This is a genomic window from Exiguobacterium oxidotolerans JCM 12280 (genome assembly GCF_000702625.1).
In the GTDB taxonomy this organism is placed as follows: Bacteria; Bacillota; Bacilli; order Exiguobacteriales; family Exiguobacteriaceae; genus Exiguobacterium_A; species Exiguobacterium_A oxidotolerans.
On sequence record NZ_JNIS01000001.1, the window covers coordinates 898048 to 919851 of the forward strand.

A 21804-nucleotide genomic window follows, 5' to 3' on the forward strand; every position below is an offset into this window, starting at 1 on the left:
CTCCGTTTCCATAAAACATAATATGAAAAAATTAGTTCTTTTAGTGTACTTGATTAAAACGTAACATGTAACCTTTTTAAAGATATAGTATTAAAGATCAGTATCCTTATACTTTAAAGATACTTAAAATACAGCTAGACAAAGACTTTTCTTTAAATAAAAAATAAAACAAAAATATTAAATATATTCATCTGAAAAGAATCTTTTCTCATACAGATCTTCTCCATCAGCAGTAATTATTAACCGTGTTCTTTGCTCATCTATTTCTAGTCTAACTAATCCTTTTTCTTTTAGGTAATTTATAGCATTTATTAGTTCACTGTGCAGTGAACTAAAGATTTTATTATCATAATTAAAATCGTATTTTGATTCATCGAACTTATAATACTTATCATTATATAACTCAGTAAGTAATACTTTTCTATATTCTGTGCGTAAATCTACTGTTAAATTACCAAAGTTAATATCTATATTACTTAAAACAGCTATAGCATGACTATTATTAACTTCATGTGTTTGTATAAAAAACTCATTTATAAAATCATCTTTTTCTTTTTTATTTATGGATTTTTCAGATACTATTTTTTTTAAAATCTGTCTAAATAATACTTTGTGTTCATTAGAATATATTCTTTCCATCTCTAATTTTCTAAGTTTCTCTAACGTTTTTTTATTCAATTCGTTTGAGTTAAAATAAAAATTTTTCGAAATCGCTGGGTATGCTAATCCGTAATCCCCACAATATGCTATAGTATTTTTCCATATTATTAAAAGACATGCATATTGGTAATCTAATTTTGTATCAATATTTTCAATATCTTTTAAAACTCGTATATATTCTTCTACAATTGTATGAAATAATTCAATTTCTGCAACTTCAACTTGAAATCCTGATAAATCATCAAAGTATTTATTTTTCATTACTTTTCTATATTTCTCATGAATTTCATAGTTTACATAAAGTGTGTTTTCAGAAATTAGGTTAAGAATTCTTTTCTTTAAATCTCGAGCTTTCACATGACTTTTAAGATCATGTCCCTTTCTAAAATCTGTTTCTATCGTAAAGTAATCATAAATTTCAGGTACTATTTTATAGTAAAAACTTTTTAAAGTTTCTACTCTTTTATTATCTTTTTCACGTTTTCTAGTCAAACTATTATTTAGCCTTTGCGTGAAAATAGCCGCTAAAAAAGCAATAAGAAGTGGTTGAAACCACTTCGTGTCAATTAGCGTTAATATTATGTTTACACTACTAATTATTAATTCACTAATACTCATTTCTCCTCCTAAATAATAATACTTTTTAAAAAATGATGTTTGAAAGCCTGACTATTTTTCTAAGTAATAAATATAATTATAAAAAATGAGATAATTTACATTAAGTTAAATGAAAAATGCCAAAACCCTATTGTATATTAAGGGTTTTGACACTTTTCTTGAAATCTTAACGATTTCAGGGTATGGAGACGGTGGGAGTCGAACCCACGTCCGAAGGCATCGTATACTTAAGCTTCTACGTGTGTAGTCAATTTATTAGAATCTCGTCGTCAGGCTGCCAATTGACAGGCGTCCGTCCGACCAGTCTGATTCCATCTCTTCTCTTTCCCTCCAGACGGAAGGGTCCAAGCGTAGCCTGTTTAAAGTGAGACCCTAGAAATCAGCCGACCAGGCGACGGCTGCTAGGATCCGTAGCTGCTATTAAGCTGCTGCGAGTTGTGTGTTAGTTTTGCCAGTTATGGCTGATGCGTTTTAACGAGGCCGACCCCTCGACACGCCACAGAAGACCGAACTACCCCCGTCGAATCCGTAACGTCCCCAAGATATAAAATTGGGGCTTTCCGAATACTATTATAATAGCAGAAAAGTGTTACGGGTTCAATACTTTTGCTTGTCGCGTAATGCACGGTCGATATCGCGTTTTGCATCCTTCTTCTTCAGATCATCGCGCTTGTCGAATTTCTTCTTCCCGCGGCCGAGTCCGATCAGACATTTCGCGTAGCCGTTCTTGATGTAAACCTTCAGCGGCACAATCGTGTAACCGTCGCGCGAGACCGATCCCATCAAGTTGGCGATCTGTTTTTTGTGCAGCAACAGTTTCCGCGGACGGAGCTGTTCGTGGTTGTACCGGTTCCCTTGTTCGAAGTGGGCGATGTTCGAGTTCCAGAGAATCGCTTCCCCGCCGTCAAACCGGACGAACGCGTCGCCGATACTGATTTTTCCTTTACGGACCGATTTGATTTCGGTTCCCGTCAAGACGAGACCCGCTTCGATCGTATCTTCAATCGCATAATCAAACGACGCCCGTTTGTTGTTGGCTAATACTTTTGAACTTGTACCTTTTGGCATCTCTCTTCCACCACATTTCTAAACAGAAGCGCTTATTTGCGCTTCCGTTTTTTATTCGAGACCGCTTTATGGAACGGCGGTTTATCCTTCTTGTCTTTCCCGGCAAAGCCTTTGCCTTTCGACTGGTCCTTCGGCTTGCCCGGACGTTTTGATTTTCCGCGACGGTCGTCTTTCTTGTCGTCGCGTTTTTGTCCCGGACGGCCGCCGCTTGAACGGATCGTCTTCGACTCAAAGCGTTTTTTCTGTTGGCGTTCCGGCATGCCGACGACTGCGAAGTCGATCGTTTTTTCATCAATGTTGACACCGGTGACTTTAATCTCGACGACGTCGCCGATCCGGAACTGTTGTTTCGTCCGTTCGCCCATCAATTGATAGTTCGCTTCGTCGTAACGGTAGAAGTCATCCGTCATCGCCTGGATGTGAACAAGTCCTTCAATCGTGTTCGGCAATTCGACGAACATCCCAAAGTTGGTTACGCCACTGACGACCCCTTCAAACGTTTCGCCGATGTGTTGTTCCATATACTCGGCTTTCTTCAGGGCATTCGTTTCCCGCTCCGCGTCAACGGCACGGCGTTCCCGTTTTGAAGCGTGGTCGGCGATTTCCGGCAGAATCGCAGAGTAACGGTCCTGTGTCTTTTGCGATTTATCATTAAAGATGATGTACTCGCGCAGGAGACGGTGGACAATCAAGTCGGGATAGCGGCGGATCGGTGACGTGAAGTGCGTGTAGAAATCAGTCGACAAACCAAAGTGACCAATCGGTTCGACGTCATATTTCGCTTGTTGGAGCGACCGTAACATGACCGTACTGACGACGGCTTCTTCCGGTTCGCCTTCAACGGCGTTCAGGATCGATTGCAGTGTCTTCGGTGCGACCGACTCACCTTTACGTTCGACGTTGATGCCGAAGTTCGCGATGAACTTGAAGAACGTATCGAGACGTTCTGCTTTCGGCTCATCGTGGATCCGGTACATGAACGGCAATTTTTGATGCTGGACGTGCTCGGCGACTGTTTCGTTCGCTGCGAGCATGAACTCTTCAATCAACTTCTCAGCAACCGACCGTTCGCGTAAGATGATTTCGCTCGTCTTGCCTTCTTCATTGACGAGGACCTTCGCTTCCGGGAAGTCGAAGTTAATCGCCCCACGGCGCGAGCGGCGTTCGCGGAGGATCGCAGCCAGTTCCGCCATCTGATCGAAGTTGTCGACGAGATCGTGATATTTCGCGACCACTTCTTCGTCTTCGCGTTCGATGATTTTCCGGACATCGGTATACGTCATCCGTTCCGTCGTCTTGATGACACTCTGTAAAATCTCTTGGTTGACAACAGCACCGTTCTTATCGATTTCCATGATACAGCTGAGCGTCAACCGATCGACGTGCGGGTTCAGTGAACAAATCCCGTTCGACAGACGGTGCGGAATCATCGGAATGACGCGGTCGACGAGATAGACACTCGTTCCGCGTTCGCGTGCTTCTTCGTCGAGCGGTGAATCTTCCTTGACGTAGTGTGAGACGTCGGCGATGTGGACACCAAGCTCATAGTTGCCGTTCGCAAGTTTCTTGACGTGAACGGCGTCATCCAAGTCTTTTGCGTCCGCGCCGTCAATCGTGACCGTGACTTCGTTCCGTAAGTCGACGCGACCGACGAGGTCCTTCTCATCGATTTGATCGGGAATGTTGTTCGCTTCCGCAATCGCTGCGTCCGAGAAGTCGACGTTGATGCCGTGCTTGTGGACGATCGATAGGATATCGACACCCGGGTCATTTTTATGCCCGATGATTTGCAGGACTTTAGCAGTTCCCGCGTAACGGCCGTCCGGGTACTTCGTGATCCGGGCGAGGACTTTATGGCCGTCGACGGCACCGAGCGTATCTTCGTCCGCGACGACCGGCAGGAACGTCAGCTTCGAATCATCCGGCTCGATGTAGGCGATCGATTCAATCCGTCCTTTAGGACTGACGAACGTCCCGACGAAATCAGCCGGTCCGCGTGAGAGAATCTTCAGCAGCTTGCCTTCGCGGCGGTCGCCGCCGTTTGATTCGGCAAAGACTTTGACGAGGACACGGTCGCCGTTATAGACGTTACCGAGTTCCGGTGCCGGCAGGAAGATATAGCCTGCTGAACCGTCTTCTGGTGAAACGAATCCGAATCCGCGTTGATGGACGGAGATTTTCCCGGCGACTTGCCCGATTTGGGCGAGTGTGCCGTATTTGTTCGAGCGGGTCCGGGCGACGAGTGCCTCTTCTTCAAGTGCGTTCAACGTCCGGATCAATTCTTTGAATTCTGTTGTATCCGCTAGTTCTAGTTTTTTCGTTAATTGATCGATCGACAGCGGACGTTCTTCCGCCGTGATGACCTCGAGTATTCGTTCACGTAATTCCAACGTGACACCTCCAGTTAATTACTCCAGTTCAACGATTCTAAAAAGTCATGAATGTCTCGGTGGAGCTTATCTTTTTCTTTGTCGAGCGTAATGACATGACCTGAGTTCTCATACCAGATCAGCTCTTTTTGGAAGGCACTGACACCATCATGAATGATGTTGGCCGAGTCCGTGTTGATCATATGATCATTGCGGGCCTGGACGACGAGTGTCGGTGCATAGACATCTTCAAGTGAATCGCGTGTGTCTTTCAGCAACGCTTGTAAATCTTTTAAAGTCGGCATCGGTTCGAACGCTGCCATTTCTTGTTCGATTTGTTCCGGTGATTTTCCTTCTCGTTTCTTAAATTCGATAGCGTACTCGGTAACGCCTGCATACATGACGTCTTCACTTTTAATATAGGCGGGTGCGCACATCGGAATGACCGCTTTGACGGGACGGTTCATCGACAGTTTCAGTGACATGACGCCACCAAGCGATAATCCGCAGACGGCGATTTCGTCGTACCCTTTCGCGACGAGCTCTTCGTACCCGTCGAGGACGTCCTGCCACCAGTCGGCTGGCCCAGTCTTCGTCAGCTCTTCGGGTGGGGCAGCGTGCCCTTTATATTGTGGGGCGAGTGATGTATAGCCCTGTTTTTGCAGGTAACGACCGAGGATCCGGACATCGGCACTCGATCCCGTGAAGCCGTGTAACAGCAAGACGGCCCGTTTGCCGGCTTCAAAAAAGAATGGTTTTGGTAATGTAATTTTCATAAAATGATTCCCCCTCTAACTCTATACCCCAAAATGAAAATTTAGAAATCGAGAAAACAAGAAAAAACGACAGCGCAAACGTACGGCTGTCGTTTCAATACTCACTTATAAAAAGCGACGAGTAACGCCAAAATAAAGAATAATGCTCCTAAAACAGATGCCACACGATTCAGGACCGCATCCAAGCCACGAGCTTTTTGGCGACCAAATAATTGTTCTGCCCCACCAGTTAATGCTCCGAGTCCAGCCGTACGGCCTGACATCAAGAGAACGACGATGATGAGAAGAACGGAAACGACGATGAGGCCGACAAGAGCCACGTTATGAATGATCATCGATGATCCTCCTTCAATAATATACGCTTCTTTCATTATAGAGAAAAACAGGTACGGGAACAAGGAATAGATTTAACGGATTCCAGTTCCTGCAAAAAAACATCAGTCGCTCAAGGATTGCTCCAGCGCGACTGATGATAGAAGACTTATTGTTTGATGAGATCGAGTTCGACTGGAATGTTCTTGTCGACTGTCTCGCCTTTCAAGTGTTTGACTGCTGTCTCGATGCCCATCTTCCCGATTTCTGTCGGTTTTTGCGCAACTGTTCCTGCCATCTTGCCATCTTTAACGGCTTTGACAGCATCGTCTGTCGCGTCAAATCCGATGACTTTGACATCTTCCATCCCGGCTGCTTTCAATGCTTCGACCGCACCGAGTGCCATTTCGTCATTGTGGGCGAAGACTGCTTTGATGTCTTTGTTGTTTTGAAGAATGTTTTCCATGACCGACAGACCTTTTGCCCGGTCGAAGTTTGCTGATTGTTTCGCAACGACGTCCAGTTTCCCGTCAACTGCCGCGTGGAAGCCTTCGCCACGGTCACGAGTTGCTGACGCACCTGGAATTCCTTCGAGTTCAACGACTTTTGCTTTGTCGCCGACGAGTTCGATCATGTATTCACCGGCTTGTTTTCCACCTGCGACATTATCCGACGCGATGTGGGCGATGACGTCACCGGCTTCTGCGTTCCGGTCGACTGTGATGACCGGGATGTTTGCATCGTTTGCTGTTTGGACGGCCGCACCAACGGCTGCTGAATCGGTTGGGTTGATCAAGATGAGATCAACTTTTTTCTGAATCATGTCTTCGATGTCGCTTGCTTGTTTTGCCGCATCATCTTGTGCATCGGCGACTTGCAGTGTTGCCCCTTGTGCTTTTGCTTCTTCTTCGGCACCATCTTTGAGTGAAACGAAGAACGGGTTGTTTAATGTCGAGATTGAGAGACCAATCTTAAAGTCCTTTGTCTTCTTCTCTTTTTCCGTGTCGCTGCCTGGTTGCTCTGTCGAACACGCGGCTGCGAAGACCATCAATGCCATCATGACGAGTGCGAGTAATTTTTTCATCTGTAATTTCCTCCTTCAAAATGTGTGAGATTACGTCGTTTGTTTCCGGTCTGCGAGGACGGCGAACAGGATGACGAGTCCTTTGACGACAAGTTGGAAGAACGATGACACACCAAGTAAGTTCAAACCGTTGTTGAGTGTTCCGATGATCAAGGCTCCAATCAATGTTCCGACGATCCAACCGCGACCCCCGGATAAACTTGTCCCACCGAGGACGACGGCTGCGATCGCGTCGAGTTCATACGATGTTCCTGCTGTCGGTTGTGCCGAGTTGAGGCGTGACGTCAGGATGATACCGGCAAGTGCTGCCATCAAGCCGGATAGCGAGTAAATCATGATTTTGACTTTGTTGACTTGAATCCCCATCAATTTTGCCGCTTCTTCATTCCCACCAATGGCATATGTGTAACGCCCGAACGTCGTTTTCTTCAAGATGAAGTAAAGGACCGCGAAGGCGATTAACATCGTGACGACCGGTACAGGGAAGATCCAGAAGTAACCCCGACCGAATAATTCAAACCATCCCCCTTGCCCGAGTCCCGTGATGGGTCGTCCGTCCGTATAGACGAGCGTCAAGCCACGGAAGATCGTCATCGTCGCCAGTGTCGCGATGAACGGTGCGACTTTCCCGAGTGAGATGACCATGCCGTTTAACGCACCCATGATAGCACCGACGATCAGTCCGGCGAGCACGGCAATAATGGCTGACGTTCCATCCGTCATCAGTCCGGCGACGAACGCCGACGATAAGGCGAGAATCGAACCGACCGATAAATCAATTCCGCCCGTCAAGATGACGAACGTCATCCCGAAGGCAATCAAGGCGTTGATCGACACTTGGCGTAAAATGTTGAATAAGTTATTGAGTGTTAAAAAGTCCGGTTCCATAATCGATACGACGAGCACGATCGCGAACAGTCCGGCGAGCGGACCGAGCTTCTGCCCGATTCCGAGCCGACGTGGTTTCTTTTCCGTCAGTTTCCCTTGCATCAATTCCATGTCATTGTCCTCCTGTCGCAAGTGTCATGATACTTTCTTGCGTCGCCTCTTGTTGTTCGAGCATTCCGCTCACTTGCCCCTCCCGCATCACGTAGACACGGTCACTCATCCCGAGAATCTCCGGGAGGTCGGAACTGATCATGATGATCGCGACACCAGACGCGGCGAGCTCATTCATGATCAGGTAAATTTCTTTTTTCGCCCCGACGTCGACACCACGTGTCGGTTCGTCGAGGATCAAGACATCCGGTTTCGTCCCGAGCCACTTCGCGAGGACGACCTTTTGTTGGTTCCCACCGGAGAGCGACTTCGCCGGTTGATCCATCGAACTGTGACGGACGGATAACGACTTGAGATAGCCTTCCGCGAACTGGCGCTCCGACTGATTGGAGATGACACCCGACTTCGCTAACGACCGGATCGTCGGTAAGGAGATGTTCTCTCGGAGTGAGAAGTCGAGGAACAAGCCCTCGCCTTTTCGATCTTCCGTCAAGAACCCAAGTCCTTGTTTGATCGCATCGTGCGGTGATTTGATATTGATGACGTTGCCGTTTAAGCGGATTGTTCCCGCCTTCAAGCGATCGACACCGAACAGACCACGCATGACTTCCGTCCGTCCCGCTCCCATCAAACCGGAGAAGCCGACGATTTCACCGGCCCGGACGGAAAACGAAACATCTTCGAACCGTTTTCCGGTCGCTCCCGTCACTTCTAAGACCGTGTCACCGTGTGTGACCTTGCGTTCCGGGTAGCGTTCACCCATCTCGCGTCCGACCATTTCACGGACGATCTGTTCAAATGATGTCTCAGCAATCCGGTGGGTCGAGACGGAGACACCGTCCCGCAAGACAGTGATCCGGTCACAAAGTTCGAAGATTTCTTCCATCCGGTGCGAGATGTAGACAATCGAGACGCCTTGCTCGCGTAACGCCGTCGCGACACTGAACAGGGCGCGAATCTCACGTTCCGTCAAGGCGGCCGTCGGTTCATCCATGATGATGACCTTTGCGTGCGTCATCAGTGCTTTTGCAATTTCAATCATCTGTTGTTGTCCGACCGATAACGTCCGCGCCAGTTGATTGACATCCATGAAGACGTTTAGTTCCGCCAGTTCCCGTTCGGCGAGCCGTTTCATTTCCGCCTGTTTCAACACACCGAAGCGCGATTTCAACTCACGACCGAGAAACAGATTTTCCGTCACCGTCAAATCAGGCAGGATGTTTAACTCCTGGTGAATGAAGGCAATCCCCGCTTCTTCCGCCAGTTTCGGATTTTTATAGTGTTGTTCGACACCGTCGACTTGAATCGTTCCCTCGTCCGCTTTGTGGACACCAGTCAAGATTTTCATCAGCGTTGACTTACCGGCTCCGTTCTCACCCATCAAGGCGTGAATTTCACCTGTAGCAAGTTCGAAGTCGACACCCTTTAAGACGGGCACGGGACCAAACGCTTTTGTGATTCCTGTCATCTCAATGTGCATCGTGCTTCCCCCTTAAAAAATGACACCGGCGTGTAAAATTACATTGGCGTAAGGCGTCGCTTCTCCTGTCCGGATGATGACTTTTGCCTGCTTCGTCAGCTCTTTAAACGCTTCGTGCGAGACGTATTCCGTCGTCACGTTTAATTGACTGACCGTAGTGAGCGCCGCTTCGTTCGCATCTTTGATTTCGGTTGCGAGTGTCACCTGTTCGACTGCCATGTCGTCCGCGACGACGCGCAAGACGTCGGCAAACGCCGGTGTCCCGAGCTCGAGCGCTAAATCAATCCGCTCAACGCCCGTCGGAATCGGTAAACCACAATCAGCGATGACGACCATATCGGTATGACCGAGATCTGCTAAGACTTTACTGATATGACTGTTCAAAATACCGTGTCGTTTCATGCTTCGACCTCCATCTGTTCCCGCGATGGCATGCCGCCTTGAGCACCGAGCGCCCGAACGGACATACCGGCCGCTTTGTTCGCAAAGCGAATCGCTTCCGTCAATGACTTTCCTTCCGTCAACGCGACAGCGAGTGCCCCGTTGAACGTATCACCGGCCCCTGTCGTATCAACGACGTCCGTCTTAATCGCCGGGACCGTCACAATCGCGTCGCCGTCATAAAAACGGGCGCCCCGGCTGCCTTCGGTCACAATCAATTTATTCGGATACTGACTTAACCAATGTTCAAGCGGTTGCTGTTGTCCAAAAATCAAACCGCATTCATGTTCGTTTGGTGTCAGGTATGTCACGTCTGCGAGCAACTCGTCGTCCAGGACGATGGCTGGCGCCGGATTCAAGATAACGGGAATACCGTGCTCTTTTCCGTAACGCGCCACCTGTTTGACGGTTTGGAGCGGAATTTCGAGCTGTAATAAAATCATGTCCGTCTGACCGAGCAAGCTGTCGAGCTGGCTCTCGTCATAGACGACGGCGAGGTTCGCCGACTGGACGACGACGATCGAGTTGTCGCCTTCCGCGAGCGTGATATGGGCCGTCCCCGTCCGTTCGTTCGTGATCGTCTGCAGGTGCGTCGTCCCGACGTGTTCCGCTTCAAAGTTTTGGCGAATCGCTGTACCGCTCGCATCGTCACCGATGCACCCGACCATCTCGACGCTCCCGCCGAGCCGGGCGACCGCGACTGCTTGATTCGCCCCCTTACCACCCGGGACGGTATGGAACGCTGAGCCGATGACTGTTTCACCCGCTAACGGACGACGGTCGCTTTCGACGACCAGGTCCATCGAGATACTCCCTACTACACTGATTTGTTTCATATTTGTTCATCCTTCCGCTTCGTCGTTTCCCGTTCGATGACTTCGACCGTCAACTCATGATGGACGGCCGCGATTTCTTTTCCTTCAATTCGTTGAATCAGCAACTTCGCCGCCAGTTCCCCCATCTGATAAATCGGCTGGGCGATCGTCGTCAGTGGCGGTGAAATCATTTGCCCGAGCTCGATTCCGTCATACCCGATGACTTGCAGTTGCTCAGGAATCGCAATCCCACGTTCTGCCGCGACTTGAATCGTTGCCGCTGCGATGACATCGTTCGCTGCAAAAATTCCGTTACAGGTATAGTGGTCGAACAAATAGTTCGCCGCGTCGAGTGCGCCTTGAAAATGAAACGGTGACTCGATGCTTGCGACGAGATGTTTTCCTGCGACTTCTTCAAAACCATCCCGGCGTTTTTTGATCGTCGGTAACTTTGACGGCCCACTGATGACGACGAGTTCATCCGCTCCGTGATTGAGTAAAAATTGGGCTGCCTTCTTCCCGCCGTCGTATCCGTTTGATGTGACGGTCGGGATCGCTCCTTGTAACACCCGGTCGAGTGCGACGATTGGCACTTCGATGGTTTCATAGTTCGGGTTGTTCGAGTAGTTCGTCGTAATGATCAATCCATCGACATGCATCGCTTCGAGAGACTGGATATATTCTTGTTCTTTCTGAAACTGTTCATCCGTGTTACACAAAATCACTTGGTATCCATGCTTATGTGCCATATCCTCGACGGCACGTGCCAGTTGGGGAAAATAAGGGTTTGTGATGTCCGGTACGATCAATCCAATCAATCCTGATCGTTTTTGAAACAAGGAACGGGCGACACGATTCGGTCGATAATCAAGCTGTTTAACCGCTTGAAGCACCGCCTCACGCGCTTTTTCGCTGACATATCCTTTTTCATTCATGACGCGTGATACCGTTGCGACTGATACATTTGCCACTTTCGCTACTTCCCGGATGGTCGACATGATTTCGCCACCTCTTTCTTTTGATAACGCTTACAATATGTATCATATTGTGTAACCGGTTACACATCAACCGTTTTCCGTAAAATATATTTTATTTATTTTATTCCGCTTACTTTCTAAAACTCCATACATAGCAAAAAAGTACGAAAAAACGCTTCATACGAACGTTTTCCGTACTTTTCAAGAGTGTTGGTGTCGTTTTTTGAAAGCTCTTCGAAGGATCGCAATGACGAACGCGAGGATTGCGAGCGGTTCGAATAAGTAGATCAGCAAAAATGTAACATCGATGATGGCATCTTGCGGATTGTAACGTAAGATATAAATCGCACCCGGTAGTAAGGCAATCAATCCCCCGACACCCAGGATGGTTCCGATGATTAAACTTTGTCGTGAGAAACGACTCGTGATTTGGTAAAGTCCGATGAATAGAATCAATTCCGTGAAATAGATGATACGTAACGGAATATCGTCAATCGATGTTTCCATTCCTAGAAATAAATAACGAAACAGCATAGTTCTTCCCCCTCCCCGTTCTTTCTTCTGTACCCGGTTATTGATTCGATTAATGCATTGAATGCAACTTGACTGCATATCCTAGCTTAATTTAGGGAATTAAAGTAGAGGATAGGAGTTAAATCAAGGATATAAGAGAAAGTTGGGGGTTTTGATGAAAGAAGAATATTCGATGAAAGTCGTCAGTTGTTTAAATGACTTTTTTAAAAATAACGAAGAACCACTCGAAGTCGATTTACTGCGGGGCCTTCCTCCCGTCGTCTTGTTGCTAAAAGATGGAGCAAAACGATCATTTCCTGTCGAAACCAATCTTCATGATGAATTGCTCAGTGACATCAAGCGACTTGTTCAAGAATGTCTGGATCCGGAGACCTTGCGTAATCTTGACATCGACACCGATTTACCCGATTTTTTTGTCACGAAAGCACCACTGTATTCACCGTATCATTACCTCGTTACGTTTATCGAGGATTGATTTCAAAGTGTAAAATTTCACTTTAATATTACGGGATTCGACATTGAGTCGGATCTCGTTTTTTTACATTTACCAAAAAAATCATTCATTCGCTCGCTTTTCTAGGGCGGGACGCAAGCCGCGGAGCTCTTTTCAGATCTCCGGGTCTCGCCTGTCCCTGACGGAAGCGTCGCTTCCTTCTCCCTTAGAAGTCGAGCTATGAATGACTTTCCTTATTTCCTATAAACGGGGGTCACTTATTTCATGCGACTCCTACAGGAAAAAGTGCAAGCCTGCTTGCGCTGTCAGAGACAAACAAGACCCGATTTCCTGCCTACAAGAGGCAGGGAAACTGGCTTGTGTCTCGCCTGAGGAAAGTGCGTGAAATAAGTGTGATCCCGTCTCCCCCCCTTAGGAAAGCTAGTGAATCGGTTTTGTTTTTAAACTACAGGACAAAAAAACAGCCCCTCGCTAAGCGAGAGACTGTCGACTCAATCCGTAAATTACTTCTTGAGGTTGTAGAATGATTTGATTCCGTCGTAGACAGCAACGTCTGAAAGCATGTCTTCGATGCGGAGAAGTTGGTTGTATTTCGCGATACGGTCTGTACGTGAAAGTGAACCTGTTTTGATTTGACCAGCGTTTGTCGCAACAGCGATGTCAGCGATCGTTGAATCTTCTGTTTCACCAGAACGGTGAGAAACAACTGCTGTGTAACCAGCTTTTTTAGCCATTTCGATTGCGTCGAATGTTTCAGTCAACGTACCGATTTGGTTAACTTTGATGAGGATCGAGTTTGCGATTCCTTTTTCGATACCTTCAGCAAGTTTTTCTGTGTTTGTTACGAACAAGTCATCCCCAACGAGTTGAACTTTGTGTCCGATACGATCTGTGAGAAGTTTGTGGCCATCCCAGTCGTTTTCGTCACAGCCATCTTCGATTGAGATGATTGGGTATTTGTCGACGAGTTGTGCGTAGAATTCAACAAGCTCTTCTGTAGAAAGGACTTTGCCTTCGCCAGCGAGGTTGTATGTTCCAGCTGCTTTGTCGTAGAACTCAGAAGAAGCGACGTCCATTGCAAGGTAAACATCCTCGCCTGCTTTGTAGCCAGCTTTTTCGATTGCTTCAAGGATAACTGTGATTGCTTCTTCGTTTGATTTCAAGTTTGGAGCGAATCCACCCTCGTCACCAACTGCTGTGTTAAGACCCATTCCACTAAGAACTGATTTCAACGCGTGGAAGATTTCAGCACCCATACGAAGTGCTTCTTTGAATGTTGGAGCTCCAACAGGCATGATCATGAACTCTTGGAAGTCAACGTTGTTGTCAGCGTGTGATCCACCGTTGATGATGTTCATCATTGGAGTTGGAAGTGTTTTCGCGTTGAATCCACCGAGGTACGTGTAAAGTGGAAGTCCAAGCTCATCTGCAGCAGCACGAGCAGCAGCCATCGAAACACCAAGAATTGCGTTAGCACCGAAGTTACCTTTGTTTTTTGTTCCGTCGAGATCGATCATTTTTTTGTCGATTCCCGCTTGGTCGAAGACATCGTAACCGATGATTTCAGGTGCGATTTTTTCGTTGACGTTGTCAACTGCTTTCAAGACACCTTTACCGAGGTAACGTGCTTTGTCGCCGTCACGAAGTTCTACTGCTTCGTGCTCACCAGTTGATGCGCCTGATGGGACGAGTGCGCGACCAAAGCCGCCGTCTTCTGTATATACTTCTACTTCTACTGTTGGGTTACCGCGTGAGTCAAGAATCTCGCGTGCATAAATCTCTGTAATCATTGACATTTAAATTCGCTCCTTTTAGTTGAAAAAATAGTGTGTGTTGCTTTGTTAGACGTTTATTCCATCGACGGGATTATTTCTTTAGTACGATGGATTTACCCGTCATTTCTGACGGCTGATCTGCGCCAAGTAGATCAAGTAATGTTGGTGCTAAATCCGCTAATGCGCCTGTAAGTGGCTCGAGAAGCTCGACGTCTTCGACTGTCACGATACATGGTACCGGTTCTGTCGTATGGGCCGTCATCTTGCTGCCATCTTTATTGAGCACTTTATCGGCATTTCCGTGGTCAGCAGTCACGATTGCTGCGCCACCTTTGCTGATGATCAAGTCAACGACTTTACCGAGACATTCATCAACTGCTTCGATTGCCTTGATTGTCGGTTCGAGCATGCCCGAGTGACCGACCATGTCCGGGTTCGCGAAGTTCAGGATGATGGCATCATGTTTGTCGGAATTGATCGCTTCAACAAGCGCATCCGTTACTTCATAAATGCTCATCTCTGGTTGTAAGTCGTATGTTGCGACTTTCGGCGACGGGATTAAGATACGATCTTCGCCTTCATACGGTTCTTCACGCTGTCCGTTGAAGAAGAACGTGACGTGTGGATACTTTTCAGTTTCCGCGATCCGTAATTGTTTTAAACCTTGCTTCGAGAGCGTTTCTCCAAGCGTGTTTTTGATGTCTTCTGGTGGGAAGACGATATCCGTATCAATCGCATCCGAGTACTTCGTCATGGAGACGAGCAGCAGGTTCTTCGGTGCATTGTCCGGAAGTTCGAATCCTGTGAATCCAGCTTTCTCTTTGTAGACCTTCGCCAGTTGAATCGCACGGTCAGGGCGGTAGTTAAAGAACATGATTGCATCGTTGTCGTGGATCGGTGCGACTGGCGTACCGTCTTCCTGCACGACGACGGTTGGTTCGATGAACTCGTCCGTAACGTCCTTCGTATATGATTCTTCTACCATGCCGATTGGGTCTTTTGTTGTCGGGCCTTCACCGTATGTGATGACGTCATAAACTTTCTTGACGCGCTCCCAACGGTTGTCGCGGTCCATTGCATAATAACGCCCAGAGATACTTGCGAATTGACCAACGTGAAGTTCGTCCATTTTCGCTTGTACGTCACGGAGGAAACCAGCACCCGATTGTGGATCACAATCGCGGCCATCCGTGAAGGCATGCAAGTAAACTTTTTCGATTTCGTGAAGTTTTGCGAATTCAAGAACGGCATACAAGTGATTGATGTGACTGTGGATTCCACCGTCAGATACTAAACCAAAGATATGGAGTGCTGAATCATGTTTCTTCACGTGACCTGCCGCATCGTTCATCGCTTGACGCGAGAAGAACGAGCGATCTTTGACGGCATTGTTGATTCGGGATAGCGATTGATAGACGACGCGACCTGCCCCGATGTTAAGGTGACCCACTTCTGAGTTCCCCATTTGACCTTCAGGCAAACCGACGTATTCCCCTTTCGCATTCAACAACGTATGCGGATATTTGTTCCAAAAGCGATCGAAGTTCGGTTTGTTTGCTGCTGTCACAGCATTCCCGAATTCTTCATCACGCATACCGAAACCATCAAGGATGATAAGTGCGACTGGACGTTTTTTCATTTAAATCGCCTCCAACAGTTTGAGGAACGATCCTGTCTCAAGACTTGCTCCACCAACGAGTGCTCCGTCGATGTCAGGTTGAGCCATATATTCTTTGACGTTCTCTGGCTTGACGCTACCACCGTATTGGATACGAACTGCTTCTGCAGCTTCTGTACCGAATTCAGCAGCGACGACGTCGCGAACGAATTTACAAGAATCTTGTGCATCTTGTTCTGTCGCTGATTTACCTGTTCCGATTGCCCAGACAGGCTCGTATGCAACAACAAGATTTTTCACTTGGTCGACAGTCAAGCCTTTAAGGCTGTTTGTCGTTTGTTCACGAATGACGTCTTCGAACTTGCCGCCTTCGCGCTCTTCAAGTGTTTCACCTACACAAACGATTGGAACGAGACCGTGCTCGAACGCTTTTTTCGCTTTGCTGTTGATGAATGCATCTGTTTCACCAAAGTACTCACGACGTTCAGAGTGACCGAGGATGACGTATGTCACGTCAAGCTCTTTTAGCATGACAGGGCTGATTTCGCCTGTGAATGCGCCACTTTCTTGATCGTACATGTTTTGAGCGCCGATTTTAAGATCAGTTCCAGCTGCTGCTTCCGTTAAATGAGCAAGGAATACAGCTGGTGCACAGACAGCAGCATCGACAGTCGATGAAGCTGGTACTTTGCCTTTTACTTCTTCTGCGAATGCGACTGCATCCTTCAGAGTTAGATTCATCTTCCAGTTACCTGCGATGATTGGTTTACGCATTGAGAAACACTCCCTTGTGAACTATTGGATTACTTGTCGTTAAGCGCTTCGACACCAGGAAGGGCTTTACCTTCCATGAACTCGAGGCTCGCTCCGCCACCAGTCGAGATATGGCTCATCTTGTCTGCAAGACCGAATTTCTCAGCTGCTGCAGCAGAATCCCCACCACCGATGATTGAGTATGCGTCGCTGTCTGCAAGTGCTTGAGCGACACCTTTCGTTCCGTTTGCGTATTTATCAAGTTCGAATACGCCCATCGGTCCATTCCAGACGACGAGTTTCGAGTTCTTGATTGCTTCCGCATACAGTTCGACTGTTTTTGGTCCGATATCAAGTGACATGTGATCCGCTGGGATACTGTCGATATCGCGTGGTCCTACATATGTTTCTTCGCCAAATTCCTTCGTGATGATGCAGTCGACCGGCATTAAGAACTTGACGCCTTTGTCTTCTGCTTTTTTCATGAATTCTTTCGCTTGGTCGATTTTGTCGACTTCAAGAAGTGACGTACCGACTTCATAACCTTGAGCTTTGAGGAATGTATAAGATAATCCCCCACCGATGATCAACGTGTCGACGATATCAAGCAAGTGATCGATGACACCGATTTTGTCGGCTACTTTCGATCCCCCGATGATTGCAGTGAACGGACGATCCGGGTTCGAGATCGCTTTCCCAAGAACTTGAAGTTCTTTTTCAATCAACAATCCTGCTACAGCAGTATCGACATGGTGCGCGATTCCTTCTGTAGAAGCATGTGCACGGTGAGCTGCACCGAATGCATCGTTGACGAAGATATCTGCGAGTTTCGCAAATCCTTCAGCGAGTTCAGCATCATTTTTTGTTTCTCCAGGGTAGAAACGAACGTTTTCAAGAACGAGAACGTCTCCTGCTTCGAGCTTGCTGACCGCTTCTTCAGCGACCGGGCCGTATGCTTCTTCAACGAGCTTGATGTCTTTACCAAGCAATTCGCTGAGGCGCTCTACAACTGGTGCAAGTGAGAACTCAGGATTTTTTTCGCCTTTAGGACGTCCCATGTGGCTAGCGAGAATGACTTTCGCTCCGCCTTCCATCAAGTGTTTGATTGTTGGAAGTGCTGCACGAATCCGTGTGTCGTCCGTAATTTTACCGTCTTCTAGTGGTACGTTGAAGTCGACACGTGTAAACACGCGTTGACCTTGTACATCGATGTCGCGAATTGATTTCTTATTCATACATTCGTCCTCCGTCTCATACGTATAGTGAGGGGCTGTGACGCCCCTCCAGACTTTTTTTCGCAATAAGAGCGGAGACTGGTAGTTTCCGCTCTTATTCAATTGCTATTTAATTGCTCGAATTACTTAGCGATTTCTGCGAAGTGTTTGAGTGTACGAACGAGTTGGCTAGTGTAAGACATTTCGTTGTCATACCAAGCAACTGTTTTAACGAGTTGTTTGTCACCGACAGTAACAACTTTAGTTTGTGTTGCATCGAAGAGTGATCCGTAAGAGATACCAACGATGTCAGAAGAAACGATTTCGTCTTCAGTGTAACCGTAAGACTCGTTCGCTGCTGCTTTCATAGCTGCGTTAACTTCTTCAACTGTAACTTTTTTCTCAAGAACTGTTGTGAGCTCAGTGAGTGAACCTGTAGCGACTGGTACACGTTGTGCAGATCCGTCAAGTTTACCTTGAAGTTCTGGAAGAACGAGACCGATTGCTTTAGCAGCACCAGTTGAGTTAGGAACGATGTTAGCAGCTGCTGCACGTGCACGACGGAAGTCACCTTTAGGGTGTGGAGCGTCGAGTGTGTTTTGGTCGCCAGTGTAAGCGTGGATTGTTGTCATGAGACCTTCAACGATTCCGTACTGATCTTGAAGAACTTTCGCCATTGGAGCGAGACAGTTTGTAGTACATGAAGCACCAGAGATAACTGTTTCAGTTCCGTCAAGAATTTCGTGGTTCGTGTTGTAAACGACAGTTTTCATGTCGCCAGTAGCAGGTCCTGAGATAACAACTTTTTTAGCTCCAGCTTTCAAGTGAAGTTCAGCTTTTTCTTTGTCTGTGAAGAAACCAGTACATTCGAGAACGATGTCAACACCGAGCTCGCCCCATGGAAGTTCTTCTGGGTTGCGGTTAGCAAGTGTTTTGATTTCTTTACCGTTTACGAGGAAGTATCCGTCGTGTACTTCAACTTCTCCGTCGAAACGACCTTGAGTCGTATCATATTTTAAAAGGTGTGCAAGCATTTTAGTGTCTGTGAGGTCGTTGATTGCGACTACTTCGATTCCTTCAAATTGAAGAATTTGACGAAGTGCCAAACGCCCGATACGTCCAAATCCGTTAATACCAACTTTTACTACTGCCATGATAATTTTCCTCCTTTTAGTGTAAAGCGAGTTATCTATTATTCAAAAGGGGGCTACCCTTTCAAAATCGTTGTTGCGGCTCCTTCATCCGTAATGAGGATGATGTTTGGAGACTGTTTGACGTAGGCATTGATCGCTTCTGCTTTCGAATGACCACCGGCGACAACCACGACGTGTTCGACTTTTTTCAAGTCGTCGAGTTGTAGTCCGACCGTTTTGACACGGTGGACGATGTTCCCGTCCCGATCAAAATAATATCCGAATGCTTCTGCGACGGCTTGCTCGTCTTCGAGCTGTTCCAAAAGAGCTGTCGAAGCACGACGACGTTTTGCCATCGTTTTTGCCTCACCAATTCCATGTACCACGATTGAAGCATCTTTAATCATCTGCAAGACATTTTTAATGCTCGGCTCCTCGACCATCTTGACAAATGTCTCGGTGCTGACCATGTCTGGAATGTGGAGCAGATGATAGTCGCTTTGGGCACGTGAAGCCATGCGTGAGCAGACCGTATTCGCTTGAAGTTCAAGCGTTTCACCAAGACCACCTCGTGCGGGTACAAACGTCATCGGACGATTTTCCTTATCGGGCGACATCATCGCTGCGACAGAAGCCATCGTCGTTCCACCTGTAACTGCAATCGTATTGTGGTCTTTTGAAAGTTCACGTTTTAAGCGGGCAACTGTTGCCCGTCCCATATCGCGTTGTACCCAGAAGGTTTGATCCGAATCACCCGGTACGATGACGACGTCTTTTACACCAAGCTTCTCTTTTAAGGCTTTCGCCATATCGGAGATCCCGGCGAGTTCCGCCATCACACTGTGCATGCTTCGTAATACTGTCCGCCCTTCATCCGTCAAGGACATGCCTTGCGTCGCAACTTCTAGTAAGTCTTGTTCTTTTAAGAAGTCGACTTCCCGGCGTAGAACGCGTTCCGTCAAGCCAAGGCTCGTCGCAAGTGTTCGTCGTCCGATCGGTTGCATCAGGCGTACATAATGAAGAATGTCGTAACGTGTCTGCATTTCTTCAATCAGATCAGGCACGATTCGCTTTTGGATCTGTACTAACTGCCGAATCATGTAACTCCCGCTCCTCTCAAATTGCTGGACACTTTACGTCCCGCGTGTCATATCTTGTCCCACTTGGTACATTGCTATCATAACAGTACCCTGGTTTTGTTTCAAGTCTCGACCGTCATCTTTTTTCAAGTAAACGATTTCTGACCGCCTCCGTCTCAAATTTTCCATAACTTAAGATTTCGTTTTGATGTGCGAGAACCGGTATTTCGTAGAGGTACTTCAGACTGAGCGCCGCATCGTTGTCAATGTTGATTTCTTCGAATGTCCATTCGGGAAATTCATCTAATACAAAATCGAGCAAGATGGCGGCTTCCTCACATAGTGTACAACCCGGACGTGAATAGAGTGTTAAGTGCATGTTTTCTTTTGATTGCATCATGAATTCGCCTCTCGTCTCTCGAAGTCCGCTTGGGTCAAACCAAGGGCTGCCCGATATTTTGCGACCGTTCGTCTCGCGACCGTAATTTGCTCCTTCGCTAGACAATCGACCAATTGTTGATCGCTCATCGGTACAGGCGACGCTTCGAGAAGTTGAGCAATCCGGACCTTAACTAAGAAACTCGACGTCCCAGTCGTCGTCCGTGAGACGAAAAAATCTTCGAGTGATATCGTTCCTTGAATCGTCTTAACCGTTTTGTTCGCAATCGCCCGTCCAACTGTCGACGGATGATGCCCCGTCACTTCCGCCACTTCTTTTTTCGTCAATGGCGCGAGCTCGAGCTTCCCTTTAAACCAATTGAGCTGTCGCTCGACGATGACGTCGAGAATCGCCCGAAGCGTCGTCCGTCTCCGTTCATATGCACTTAAGAACGGTTTTGCTTCCTCGAGGTCGGCCCAGCTCCGGTCGATTTCGAGATCAGACCAGTTGATCGTCAACTTGCCGTCACGGTATTCGATGTCTGCTTCTGGAATCGTCAGAACGGTCGTCTCCGGAAAGACCGGTGCTTTTGGTAACCGATCGAGCGCCGCCTTAATCCGTATCCGGTCTGTTGCATCATCGATGTCTTGAAGTGCTTGTTTGACAGCAATCCCTTCATTCAAATCCGTCACGACATCAATCAATAGCGCGTCGTCTAGTTCGAGCGCGTGCAACAACCGGCATTCGTGCGCGGAACGTGCCGCAATTCCTGTCGGTTCACACCGTTGTAAAACGTGTCGTGCTTGTTTTACGAGACTGACGTCCGCCTCTAACAAGGTTGCCAGTTGCGCATCCGTCGTCCGCAATAATCCATCCGTATCTAAGTACGTCATGAGTTGTTCCGCCATATATCCTATTTCCTGTCTGACCGATTCTAAACGTATTTGCTGAAGAAGCGTGGCTTCAAATGAAGCGACACGGTCTGCGACGCGGCCAAAATCAACGTCGATTGTTTTACTGAGATTGTTCCGATAAGCGCTTGTCCGGCGTATGATTCGGTATACATGTTCTTCGAGTTCAGCAAATGATTCCTCAAGAATCGTCAACTGAAACAATTGGGACGTCGATAACATCATCCGTTGTGTCTGTTCCTGGCGCTGTTCCATCGTCGGTTCTCCTTTCATTCCATCGCATCTTTAACCCTTCTATATAGTATAGAGGAAAAAAATCTTCCAATCGTCTAGAAAGTCCTTCTTAAACATCTTT

21 protein-coding genes and 1 other RNA gene are annotated in these 21804 nt (G+C 47.4%); 1 reads left to right on the forward strand and 21 read right to left on the reverse strand.

The annotated features are described in order from the left end of the window. Positions 1–177: 177 nt before the first annotated feature. The 13 genes from P403_RS0104620 to P403_RS0104675 all read right to left on the reverse strand — a co-directional run bounded on the left by P403_RS0104620 (position 178) and on the right by P403_RS0104675 (position 12133). Positions 178–1278, reverse strand: coding sequence for a hypothetical protein (locus P403_RS0104620; RefSeq protein ID WP_029331328.1), 1101 nt, complete (start codon positions 1276–1278; stop codon positions 178–180). A gap of 180 nt (positions 1279–1458) precedes the next feature. Continuing rightward, positions 1459–1817, reverse strand: a transfer-messenger RNA (tmRNA) gene (ssrA, locus tag P403_RS16385). Positions 1818–1875: 58 nt separating this feature from the next. After that, positions 1876–2346 (reverse strand): SsrA-binding protein SmpB, encoded by a 471-nt coding sequence (gene smpB / locus P403_RS0104625; RefSeq protein WP_029331331.1) that lies wholly within the window; start codon positions 2344–2346, stop codon positions 1876–1878. A 32-nt stretch (positions 2347–2378) separates the two neighbouring features. Next, positions 2379–4736 carry a ribonuclease R gene (gene rnr, locus P403_RS0104630; protein WP_029331332.1) on the reverse strand — a complete coding sequence of 786 codons (2358 nt, stop codon included), beginning with the start codon at positions 4734–4736 and terminating at the stop codon, positions 2379–2381. 14 nt (positions 4737–4750) lie between these two features. Further along, positions 4751–5491, reverse strand: a complete 741-nt coding sequence (locus P403_RS0104635; protein WP_029331334.1) for an alpha/beta hydrolase — start codon at positions 5489–5491, stop codon at positions 4751–4753. 101 nt (positions 5492–5592) lie between these two features. Further along, on the reverse strand, positions 5593–5826 hold the full coding sequence (gene secG, locus P403_RS0104640) for a preprotein translocase subunit SecG (protein ID WP_029331335.1): 234 nt from the start codon (positions 5824–5826) through the stop codon (positions 5593–5595). A gap of 146 nt (positions 5827–5972) precedes the next feature. Next, entirely contained in the window at positions 5973–6887 is a 915-nt protein-coding gene (rbsB, locus tag P403_RS0104645; protein WP_029331336.1) for a ribose ABC transporter substrate-binding protein RbsB, read from the reverse strand. 30 nt (positions 6888–6917) lie between these two features. After that, positions 6918–7877 (reverse strand): ribose ABC transporter permease, encoded by a 960-nt coding sequence (gene rbsC, locus P403_RS0104650; RefSeq protein WP_029331338.1) that lies wholly within the window; start codon positions 7875–7877, stop codon positions 6918–6920. Positions 7878–7887: 10 nt separating this feature from the next. Beyond that, on the reverse strand, positions 7888–9366 hold the full coding sequence (locus P403_RS0104655) for a sugar ABC transporter ATP-binding protein (RefSeq protein WP_029331340.1): 1479 nt from the start codon (positions 9364–9366) through the stop codon (positions 7888–7890). A 12-nt stretch (positions 9367–9378) separates the two neighbouring features. Further along, a complete protein-coding gene (gene rbsD, locus P403_RS0104660; protein ID WP_029331341.1) occupies positions 9379–9768 on the reverse strand; it encodes a D-ribose pyranase in 390 nt (129 codons plus the stop codon). Next, positions 9765–10643: a ribokinase gene (rbsK, locus tag P403_RS0104665; protein ID WP_029331342.1), complete on the reverse strand. Its 879-nt coding sequence runs from the start codon at positions 10641–10643 to the stop codon at positions 9765–9767. Before rbsK ends, rbsD begins: the two co-directional genes overlap by 4 nt. Further along, positions 10640–11620 (reverse strand): LacI family DNA-binding transcriptional regulator, encoded by a 981-nt coding sequence (locus P403_RS0104670; RefSeq protein ID WP_029331343.1) that lies wholly within the window; start codon positions 11618–11620, stop codon positions 10640–10642. Before P403_RS0104670 ends, rbsK begins: the two co-directional genes overlap by 4 nt. A gap of 180 nt (positions 11621–11800) precedes the next feature. After that, on the reverse strand, positions 11801–12133 hold the full coding sequence (locus tag P403_RS0104675) for a hypothetical protein (protein ID WP_029331344.1): 333 nt from the start codon (positions 12131–12133) through the stop codon (positions 11801–11803). Between the two features lie 154 nt (positions 12134–12287). Here P403_RS0104675 and P403_RS0104680 point away from each other — a divergent pair, with 154 nt between their 5' ends. Further along, complete coding sequence (locus P403_RS0104680; protein WP_029331345.1) at positions 12288–12608, forward strand: hypothetical protein; 321 nt, start codon at positions 12288–12290, stop codon at positions 12606–12608. Between the two features lie 482 nt (positions 12609–13090). On the opposite strand, the gene eno is transcribed toward P403_RS0104680, so the two are convergent. The 8 genes from eno to P403_RS0104720 all read right to left on the reverse strand — a co-directional run bounded on the left by eno (position 13091) and on the right by P403_RS0104720 (position 21704). Beyond that, a complete protein-coding gene (gene eno, locus P403_RS0104685; protein ID WP_023469213.1) occupies positions 13091–14383 on the reverse strand; it encodes a phosphopyruvate hydratase in 1293 nt (430 codons plus the stop codon). Positions 14384–14453: 70 nt separating this feature from the next. Next, entirely contained in the window at positions 14454–16001 is a 1548-nt protein-coding gene (gpmI, locus tag P403_RS0104690; protein ID WP_029331347.1) for a 2,3-bisphosphoglycerate-independent phosphoglycerate mutase, read from the reverse strand. Then, positions 16002–16754, reverse strand: coding sequence for a triose-phosphate isomerase (gene tpiA, locus P403_RS0104695; RefSeq protein ID WP_029331349.1), 753 nt, complete (start codon positions 16752–16754; stop codon positions 16002–16004). A 29-nt stretch (positions 16755–16783) separates the two neighbouring features. After that, positions 16784–17968 carry a phosphoglycerate kinase gene (locus P403_RS0104700; RefSeq protein WP_029331351.1) on the reverse strand — a complete coding sequence of 395 codons (1185 nt, stop codon included), beginning with the start codon at positions 17966–17968 and terminating at the stop codon, positions 16784–16786. Between the two features lie 122 nt (positions 17969–18090). Next, a complete protein-coding gene (gene gap / locus P403_RS0104705) occupies positions 18091–19101 on the reverse strand; it encodes a type I glyceraldehyde-3-phosphate dehydrogenase (RefSeq protein ID WP_029331353.1) in 1011 nt (336 codons plus the stop codon). A 53-nt stretch (positions 19102–19154) separates the two neighbouring features. Beyond that, entirely contained in the window at positions 19155–20177 is a 1023-nt protein-coding gene (locus tag P403_RS0104710) for a sugar-binding transcriptional regulator (RefSeq protein ID WP_029331355.1), read from the reverse strand. Between the two features lie 118 nt (positions 20178–20295). Then, positions 20296–20559, reverse strand: a complete 264-nt coding sequence (locus tag P403_RS0104715; protein WP_051667311.1) for a glutaredoxin family protein — start codon at positions 20557–20559, stop codon at positions 20296–20298. After that, positions 20556–21704: an RNA polymerase factor sigma-54 gene (locus P403_RS0104720; RefSeq protein ID WP_029331358.1), complete on the reverse strand. Its 1149-nt coding sequence runs from the start codon at positions 21702–21704 to the stop codon at positions 20556–20558. Before P403_RS0104720 ends, P403_RS0104715 begins: the two co-directional genes overlap by 4 nt. Positions 21705–21804 lie beyond the last annotated feature (100 nt).